The 8657-nt window shown below is 72.5% G+C and carries 8 protein-coding genes, 1 tRNA gene and 1 pseudogene; all 10 read left to right on the top strand.

Translation table 11 applies throughout. The features are described 5' to 3' along the window. The first annotated feature begins 38 nt into the window (after nucleotides 1-38). Nucleotides 39-803: a glutamate 5-kinase gene (gene proB / locus I5E_RS12560; protein WP_031262574.1), complete on the top strand. Its 765-nt coding sequence runs from the start codon at nucleotides 39-41 to the stop codon at nucleotides 801-803. 350 nt (nucleotides 804-1153) lie between these two features. Next, the gene (locus I5E_RS12565; RefSeq protein WP_022907292.1) at nucleotides 1154-2419 is read left to right on the top strand and encodes a glutamate-5-semialdehyde dehydrogenase; all 1266 of its coding nucleotides are present in this window, start codon (nucleotides 1154-1156) and stop codon (nucleotides 2417-2419) included. A gap of 42 nt (nucleotides 2420-2461) precedes the next feature. After that, nucleotides 2462-2662 carry a hypothetical protein gene (locus I5E_RS12570; protein ID WP_022907293.1) on the top strand — a complete coding sequence of 67 codons (201 nt, stop codon included), beginning with the start codon at nucleotides 2462-2464 and terminating at the stop codon, nucleotides 2660-2662. A gap of 11 nt (nucleotides 2663-2673) precedes the next feature. After that, nucleotides 2674-3273, top strand: a complete 600-nt coding sequence (gene nadD, locus I5E_RS12575; protein ID WP_022907294.1) for a nicotinate-nucleotide adenylyltransferase — start codon at nucleotides 2674-2676, stop codon at nucleotides 3271-3273. Further along, on the top strand, nucleotides 3270-4745 hold the full coding sequence (locus I5E_RS12580) for a hypothetical protein (RefSeq protein WP_022907295.1): 1476 nt from the start codon (nucleotides 3270-3272) through the stop codon (nucleotides 4743-4745). Before nadD ends, I5E_RS12580 begins: the two co-directional genes overlap by 4 nt. A gap of 107 nt (nucleotides 4746-4852) precedes the next feature. Beyond that, nucleotides 4853-5227: a ribosome silencing factor gene (gene rsfS / locus I5E_RS12585; RefSeq protein WP_022907296.1), complete on the top strand. Its 375-nt coding sequence runs from the start codon at nucleotides 4853-4855 to the stop codon at nucleotides 5225-5227. Nucleotides 5228-5344: 117 nt separating this feature from the next. Then, nucleotides 5345-5420: transfer RNA gene (locus I5E_RS12590), tRNA-Ala, on the top strand. A gap of 122 nt (nucleotides 5421-5542) precedes the next feature. Further along, a complete protein-coding gene (locus I5E_RS12595; RefSeq protein WP_022907297.1) occupies nucleotides 5543-6466 on the top strand; it encodes an aldose 1-epimerase family protein in 924 nt (307 codons plus the stop codon). Further along, nucleotides 6445-7977, top strand: coding sequence for an anthranilate synthase component I family protein (locus I5E_RS12600; protein WP_022907298.1), 1533 nt, complete (start codon nucleotides 6445-6447; stop codon nucleotides 7975-7977). The genes I5E_RS12595 and I5E_RS12600 overlap by 22 nt, the downstream gene beginning before the upstream one ends. Nucleotides 7978-8079: 102 nt before the next feature. Beyond that, nucleotides 8080-8657 (top strand): annotated as a pseudogene (locus tag I5E_RS21745) (hypothetical protein); the annotation flags it as partial.

Here is an 8657-nt window from a genome sequence, read left to right on the forward strand (position 1 = left end):
CACGCACCGACCTCGGACCCGTCACCCGGCACGAGGACATCCCGCGTGCCAGGCGGATCGTGGTCAAGGTCGGCTCGTCGTCGGTCAGCGGGGACAACACCGGGCAGATCGCCCGGCTCGTGGACGCCCTCGCGCTCGCGCACGCCCGGGGGACCGAGGTCGTCCTCGTGTCCTCCGGCGCGATCGCGACCGGCTTCCCGTTCCTCGGGATCGAGGGACGCCCCGACGACCTCGCCACCCAGCAGGCGGCGGCGGCGACGGGGCAGAACGTGCTGATGTTCCGCTACCAGAAGGAACTCGACCGGCACGCGGTCGTCGCCGCGCAGATCCTGCTGACCGCCGGCGACCTGCAGAACCCGACGCACCGGGTGAACGCGCAGCGGGCCATCGACCGGCTGCTCGCGCTGCGAGTGCTGCCGATCGTGAACGAGAACGACACCGTGGCCACGCACGAGATCCGGTTCGGTGACAACGACCGGCTCGCGGCGCTCGTCGCGCGGCTGCTCGGCGCCGATGCGCTCGTGCTGCTCTCCGACGTCGAGTCCCTGTACACGCGCCCCCCGGAGCAGCCCGGCGCCGAGCCGATCACCCACGTCCCCTTCGGCGACGAGCTCGCCGGGGTCACCTTCGGCTCGATCGGTGCCGCGGGCGTGGGCACCGGAGGAGCGGGGACGAAGGTCGCGGCGGCCAGGCTCGCGGCCGAGGCCGGAACCTCCGTACTCGTGACGGCGACGGCGCTCGTCGAGCGGGCGTTGGCCGGTGAGCAGGTCGGCACCTGGTTCGAGGCGGCACCGCGGGGCTGACGCTCGGCCTGGAGGCGCGGGTCGGCCCCGATGCGCGGCTCGCGTGCGCGTCGACGCGCGGCTCACGTCCGCGTCGGTGTGCCGCACACGTCCGCGTCGGTGTGCCGCACACGTCCGCCGAGGGGGCACATTCCGTCACGCTCGGCGCCTCCGAGCGACAGATCCCGCGACCTCGGCGGCACGCCTGCGGCGTGTCGTGCCCGCTCGCGAGGCGAGCGGACCGAGCAGATCGAGGGGTGCGTGCGCTGCGGACGGAGGGTGACTCCTCCACAGGAGCCGCGCCTCCTGGCCCGTCCACAGGTGCGCCCCTCGGCCGTCATGTGGCCGACCCCCGCGCCTAGAATCGAGCCATGCCGCTGACCGCATCCGCCCCGACCCTGACCGACAAGCTCGTCGCCGCGCGCGACGCCTCGTCGGTGCTCGCCACGGCGACCACCGCGGTGAAGGACGCGGCGCTCCGCGCGATCGCCGCCTCCGTGCGGCAGGCGACGGACGAGATCGTCCGGGAGAACCACGACGACCTGGTCGCGGGCGAGGAGAACGGGCTCTCGTCGGGGCTGCTCGACCGGCTGCGACTCGATCCCGCGCGCATCGACGCCCTCGCGGCGGCGGTCGAGCACGTCGTCGGCCTGACCGACCCGGTGGGGCAGCACGTCCGGGGATCGCGGCTGCCGAACGGCCTGCAGCTCTCGCAGGTCCGGGTGCCGTTCGGTGTGGTCGGCGCGATCTACGAAGCCCGGCCGAACGTCACGGTCGACATCGCCAGCCTCGCGCTGAAGAGCGGCAACGCGGTCGTCCTGCGCGGCGGATCGGCGGCGCAGCGGACCAATGCGGTGTTGGTCGCCCGCATCCAGGACGCGGTCGCCTCGGCGGGGCTCCCGCGTGAACTCGTGCAGACGATCGACGAGTTCGGGCGTGCCGGTGCGACGGAGCTGATGCGGGCACGCGGGCTCGTGGACGTGCTCATCCCGCGGGGCAGCGCGTCGCTGATCCAGACCGTCGTGACCGAGTCGCAGGTGCCCGTGATCGAGACCGGTGCCGGTGTCGTGCACGTCTTCCTCGACGAGTCGGCGCCGCTCGACCGCTCGATCGACATCGTCCTCAACAGCAAGGTGCAGCGTCCCAGCGTCTGCAACGCGCTCGAGACGCTCCTCGTGCACGAGCGGGCGGCGGACCGGCTCCTGCCCGCGTTGGCCGACCGGCTCCGCGCCGCCGGGGTGACGCTCCGCGGCGACGACGCCACCCGGGTGATCGTGCCCGGTGTGCTCCGTGCGACCGACGACGACTGGGCGACCGAGTCGATGGACCTCGACCTCTCGGTTCGGGTGGTCCCGGACGTCGACGCCGCGATGGCGCACATCGCACGCTGGTCGACGCACCACACCGAGTCGATCGTCACGAACGACGTCGACACGGCCGAGCGCTTCCTCGCCGAGGTGGACTCCGCGGTCGTGATGGCCAACGCCTCGACCCGGTTCACCGACGGCGGGGAGTTCGGCTTCGGCGCCGAGGTGGGGATCTCCACCCAGAAACTGCACGCCCGCGGGCCGATGGGGCTGCCCGAGCTGACGAGCACCAAGTGGATCGTGCGCGGGCAGGGACAGATCCGCGGCTAGACTGGGCGGCGACTTCCCCCGACCGAACGGAGCATCGGACCCATGACCTTCCTCGCTGAAGCCGCAGAGCACGCCTCCGGGGTCCCCGCGTACGTGTTCCCGCTCGTCGGTGTCCTCTTCTTCGCGTTCCTCGGGTTCGTCACCTGGAGCTTCCGTGACGTGGCCTACCGTCACTCGCACAAGTTCGAGGCGACGCGCACCCACGAGACGGGTGTCGACGAGTTCGGTCGCGCCGAGCACTGACCCGCGACTCCATGCTCGAGAGCACGGGGCGGCCTCGCATCGGCGTGATGGGTGGCACGTTCGACCCGATCCACAACGGCCACCTCGTGGCAGCGTCCGAAGTGGCGCGCGCCTTCGACCTCGACGAAGTCGTGTTCGTCCCCACCGGCCAGCCGTACATGAAGTCCGGTGTGACCGACGCCGAACACCGCTACCTCATGACCGTCGTGGCGACCGCGTCGAACCCGATGTTCACGGTGAGCCGGGTCGACATCGACCGTCCGGGCCCGACCTACACGGTCGACACGCTCAAGGACCTGCACGAGCAGCGTCCCGATGCGCAGCTGGTCTTCATCTCCGGCGCAGACGCCGTCCAGCAGATTGTCGACTGGAAAGACCATGATGGCCTCTGGGACCTCGCGCACTTCGTCGCCGTGACACGTCCGGGACACGCCTTGAGCATCACGGGTTTGCCCGAACGCGACGTAAGCTTGCTCGAAGTTCCCGCGCTGGCAATATCGTCGACCGACTGCCGCGACCGGGTGAGACGTGGTTTCCCCGTGTGGTACTTGGTCCCCGACGGTGTCGTCCAGTACATCTCCAAGCACCATCTGTATCGGAGCGTTGCATGAGTTCGTCCGACGCGCAGCCGCCCCTGTCGCGGCGCCAGGCGCGCGAGCGGGAGCGTGCCGCCGCGGCCGGTGCGCAGCCCGTCACGCCGCCACCGACCGTCGCGGCCCCGGCTGACCAGCCGGAGTCCCGCCAGCGTCCCAGCAGTCACGTCGCGCCCGCACCGGGCGCCCCCGCCCAGTCCGCCGTGCCGACGTCGGCCGTCTTCCCGTCGTCCGCCGCCCAGGCCGGCACCGGCTTCCCGTCGATGCCCCCGGCCTCGGCGACCGAGATCGTCCCCGGGTCGGGCGGGCTGACCCGTCGTCAGATCCGCCAGATGCGCGCGGCCGAAGGGCAGGCCGTCCAGCCCGTCCCGCTGCAGAACCCGACCCCGCAGTCCTCCGACCGCACCGTCGAGGACGTCATCGGTTCGGTCGACACGCTGCAGGGCGGTGCCGGTCCGTCCGAGCCGGAACCGCTCGCGCAGGAGTCGTCCGTCCCCGAGGAGCCCTCGGCCGAGACCGTGGTGCTCGACCAGGCAGCGGTGGCGCAGGCGACCGAGGCCGACGGCTCGCCGGACGCGATCGAGCCGCTCGAGGAAGCCGCGGCCCACGGCGAGGAGCCGCGTCGACACCGGTCGACCTGGGCGCCGCCGGACGCCGAGACGCCTGCCGCCGACGACGCGGCCCCCGCTGCGGAGGCGCCCGCCCAGGACCGCTCGACCCCGGTGCAGTCCACGCCCGTGCAGTCCACCCCGGTGCAGTCCACCCCCGCGCAGTCGACTCCGGTGCAGCGGGCCCCGATCGAGTCGTCGACGCCGGCGGTGTTCCCGCTCTCGCTGGACGAGGACGACACGAACGAGGTCCCGGTCCAGGCAGCCCAGCCCGCGCGCGCAGCCTCGGCACCGACCTCGGGCGGCACGCCGACGTCCGCCGCCGGTGACGACGGCGATGCCGACGCGCCCCGCGTGCCGGCGTCGTTCCAGCGCCCCACCGAGCCGAAGCCCGTCACGACGGCGTTCGCGCCGCCGGTCGGGCACTGGTCGCAGCAGGCCCACGACTCGAACGACGCCGAGGTCCACGACGAGGAGACCGGCACCCGCCGCGTCGCCGTGACCAACACGAACGCGATCATCCTGCCGAACTCGGCCCTCGCCGACCCCACCGGTGCGCTGAACGCCACGGGCGAGGTCATCCTCACCGGCTCGATCGACCTGCCGGCGTCGCTGTCCTCAACCGGTTCGCACCGGCCGATCGACGGGGCCGAGGTCGACCGCCTGCTCGAGCAGCACGACGAGCAGCCCGAGACCGACGCCAGCCCGGTCCGTGCCAGCCGTGCGGTGTCGAGTCACACCTCGACCCGACAGGTCGTCCTCGCGGCGGCCAAGCCGAAGGAGTCGCGCACGCCGCTCATCCTCGGCGTCACGGTCGGTGCTGTCGGCATCGCTGCCGCCGCGGTCATCATCGTCGCACTCGTCACCACGCACACGTTCTGAGCCGTCCCCATCGCACGCGGCCTGGCCGTGTGTCGGTGGGGTGGCTTATGATCGTGACCCATCAAGCGATCCGGCAGCCTGCCAGGTCGACAGACCGGAAGGAATCCGTGACCGCCTCCTCACGCGCACTGGAACTCGTGCAGATCGCCGCCCAGGCGGCCGACGCCAAGCAGGCCGAAGACCTCGTCGCCCTCGACGTGACCGGGCCGCTGCAGCTCACGGACGTGTTCCTGCTCGCGACCGGCCGGAACGAGCGCAACGTGCTCGCCATCGCGGACGAGATCGAAGAGCGCCTCCTCGACGCCGGGGCCAAGCCGCTCCGCCGCGAAGGCCGGAGTGAGGGCCGCTGGGTCCTCATCGACTTCGGTGACATCGTCGTGCACGTCTTCCACGAAGAAGACCGTCAGTACTACTCGCTCGAGCGTCTCTGGTCGGACTGCCCGACCATCCCGCTCGAGCTCCCGGTGGACCACACCGCCTAGTTGCGACTCGCCCGGGTGGCGGCGACGATTTCGTCACCCGGCGTTCGCATGGTGTACGCTTCACTGGTGCCTCCGGGGAACGGAGGACGATGAAGTCGGTGGAAACACCAACACTTCGGGTCTGTGGCGCAGCTGGTAGCGCACCTGCATGGCATGCAGGGGGTCAGGGGTTCGAGTCCCCTCAGATCCACCATCACCCCCGCGGTTCTCCGGAACCGCGGGGTTTTCTCGTTCCGCAGGTGCACGGCACCGTTCCCGACCGGACGCGTTCCGCACCGGCTCGGCGCGTCCCTCGCTCCCCACTACGCTGAGCGCATGAGCAGCGACGCACCCCTGTCCGGTTCCGCCCTGACCATCACCGCCGGCGGCTACACGGCCGAGATCGCCTCGGTGGGGGCGACCTTGCGGACGCTCCGGTTCGAGGGACGCGACCTGGTCGTGCCGTTCGACGCCGACGAGGTCCGCCCGGCCTTCCGCGGAGCCGTCCTCGCACCGTGGCCGAACCGGGTCGTCGACGGGAAGTACACGTTCGGCGGAACGGAGCACGAGCTGGCGCTGACCGAGCCCAAGCGACAGCACGCGCTGCACGGACTGGTCGCATGGACCGACTTCCGGACCGTCGCGCACGAACCCGACCGCGCGGTCCTCGCCACGACGGTGCCGGCGCAGGAGGGGTACCCGTTCCGTGTCGAGGTCCTGGTGGAGTACCGCGTCGACGCCGACGGGCTGCACACCACGATCACGGGGACGAACACCGGCGCCGACGCAGCACCGTGGGGGACCGGTCCGCACCCGTACCTCGTCGCCGGCGCCGGCCGTGTCGACGACTGGACCCTGACGCTCCCCGCAGCAGAGGTGCTCGAGGTCACCGAGGACCGGCTGATCCCGACCGGTCTCGCGCCGGTGCACGACGAGTTCGACCTGCGCTCCGCGACGCGCATCGGCGACCGGTTCATCGACCACGCCTTCACCGGGTTCGACCGCGACGCCGACGGCACCGCGACGATCGTCCTCACCGCCGCCGACGGCCGCGGTGTGCGCGTCTCGTTCGGCCCGGAGTGCGGGTGGGCGCAGGTGCACACCGCCGACCACGTCGTCCCCGAGTACCACCGTGCCGGACTCGCGGTCGAGCCGATGACCTGTGCACCGGACGCGTTCAACGCCGGCTCCGACGCGGGACTCGTCGTGCTCGAGAGTGGTTCGTCGGCGGCGGCCTCGTGGACGATCGCGGCGGTCTGACGGCAGCGCCCCCTGCCGCGCGGATCGAGGTCCGGCGGCTGACCACGCCCCCTGACGTCGGCGCGCTCGCGGCCGCGGCCGGTCCCGACGTGGTCTGGCTCGACTCCTCGGTGCCGGCCGGTTCGCCCGCGACCGCGCACGACCGCGCCCGGTGGTCGGTCCTCGCGCTGACGGACGGTCCGTTCGCGGCGCGGTTCCGGCACGAGACGCGACGGGCGTTCGTCGAGACGACCCCGGCGTCCCACGCGTGGTTCGGGGGCGTCGCGACCGTCGAGGGATCGAACGGACCTGCCTTCGCGGTCCTCGCCGAGTTGCTCGCGCGCACCCCGGTGCTGCCGGAACCGGTGCCTGGCTGCGGTTTCGCGCTCGGCTGGGTGGGGTTCCTCGGCTACGAGCTCGGTCGGGAGTCCGGCGGCGTCGACCGGACCGCCGAGGGGCACGCGGACGCGGACCTCCGGTTCGTCGACCGCGCGGTGGTCACCGACGCGACCGGCGGCGCCTGGGCACTCGCGCTGGTGGCCGGTGCGGAACCTGCGGCCAGCGCCCGGAACCGAGCGTGGCTCGAGGAGGTGACCACACCGGTCACGCGGGCCGACGGCGGCGACGCGGCCCCGTTCCTCCCGGACACGGTCCCCGCGACCGGTCGCGTCACGCGCACCGCCTACGAGACGGCGGTGGACGCGTGCCGCGCCGAGATCCGCGCGGGCAACGCGTTCCAGGTGTGTCTCACGACCGCCTTCGCGGTGCCGCAGGTCCTCCAGGAGGCGCGGGTCGACCCCGCCACGGATCCCCACCTGGTCGAGTACCTGCGGCTGCGCGCGACGGATCCCGTCCCGTTCGGCGCGTACCTGCGGCTCGGGCCGCTGCGTGTGGCGAGCCGGTCGCCTGAGCGGTTCCTGCGGATCGACGCCGCCGGACGGGTGTCCGCGGAGCCGATCAAGGGCACCAGACGGCGCTCCGACGACCCTGTGGAGGACGAAGCGGCCCGTGTGGAACTCGCCGCGAGCGTGAAGGACCGGGCCGAGAACGTGATGATCGTCGACCTGCTCCGGAACGACCTGCTCCGGACGGCGGTGCCGGGGTCGGTGCACGTCGACCGGCTCTGCGCGGTCGAGACCTACGCGAGCGTGCACCAGATGGTGTCGACGATCGGGGCGGTCCTGCCGGAGGGGACGTCGCGGGCCGCCGTGGTGCGTGCCGCATTCCCGCCCGGGTCGATGACGGGCGCCCCGAAGATCCGTGCCATGGCGATCGCGGATCGGCTCGAGGGCGGGCCTCGCGGGGTGTACTCGGGGGCGATCGGGTACTTCTCGGCCAGCGGCGCGGTCGACCTGTCGGTGGTGATCCGCACACTGGTGACGGTCCTCGACGACCGGGGCGCGGTACGGTCGCGGTCGTTCGGTGCCGGTGGTGCGGTGACGTGGTCGTCGGTCGCCGCGGACGAGGCGGACGAGGTCGAGACGAAGACCCGGTCGGTGTTCGCCGGTGTGGGAGCGACCGTCCGCTGGTGACGGCGGATCGTTCGGCGGCGGTGCCGGGGCGCTCCTCCACAGGGCGCTGATCCACCGCTCGCACGGCGTGTCGAACGCGTGTTCGAGGGATCTGTCCACAGGATGTCGGACCCGATTGACATCATCGAACACATGTTCGAATATGAGGGCATGCAGACGGCGGCGGCACTCCGATCGCCCGGGGCTCCAGGGGAGTCGACCGGGCGGTCCGGTCCTGCCCGCCCGGTGCGGCGGGTTGACCACCTGGGGGACGCCCGCGCCGCACTCGAACGGATCACCTCGCTGCGATCGCGCGTGGCCGAGATGGAGTCCACCCGGGTCGACACCGAGGGGCTGCCGACGGCCGAGGCGCTCGCGCCGCTCCTGCCGGGTGGTGCGATCCGCGTGGGCGGGTCCTACGCGGTGCACGAGTCGGTGCTCCTCGCGATGACGATGCTGCAGGCCGCCTCGGCCGCCGGTGCCTGGTGTGCGGTGGTGGGGGTGCCGTCCTTCGGGGTCGAGGCGGCGGCCGCTGCGGGCATCGACCTCGAACGCCTCGTGCTCGTCCCCGACCCGGGTGACCAGTGGCTCACCGTGACCGCCGCGCTGGCGGACGTCGCCCAGATCGTCCTCACCCGCCCGCTCGGCCGGGTGGTGCCCGGCGACGTCTCCCGGCTGTCGGCACGGCTGCGGCAGCGGGG

The organism is Curtobacterium sp. B18 (genome assembly GCF_000333375.1).
Taxonomy (GTDB): domain Bacteria; phylum Actinomycetota; class Actinomycetes; order Actinomycetales; family Microbacteriaceae; genus Curtobacterium.

What these genes read in the sequence shown, in the direction of transcription:
- I5E_RS12565 (WP_022907292.1), top strand. Translation starts at nt 1,154, where the DNA reads ATGCCGCTGACCGCATCCGCCCCGACCCTGACCGACAAGCTCGTCGCC.
- I5E_RS12570 (WP_022907293.1), top strand. Translation starts at nt 2,462, where the DNA reads ATGACCTTCCTCGCTGAAGCCGCAGAGCACGCCTCCGGGGTCCCCGCG.
- nadD (WP_022907294.1), top strand. Translation starts at nt 2,674, where the DNA reads ATGCTCGAGAGCACGGGGCGGCCTCGCATCGGCGTGATGGGTGGCACG.
- I5E_RS12580 (WP_022907295.1), top strand. Translation starts at nt 3,270, where the DNA reads ATGAGTTCGTCCGACGCGCAGCCGCCCCTGTCGCGGCGCCAGGCGCGC.
- I5E_RS12595 (WP_022907297.1), top strand. Translation starts at nt 5,543, where the DNA reads ATGAGCAGCGACGCACCCCTGTCCGGTTCCGCCCTGACCATCACCGCC.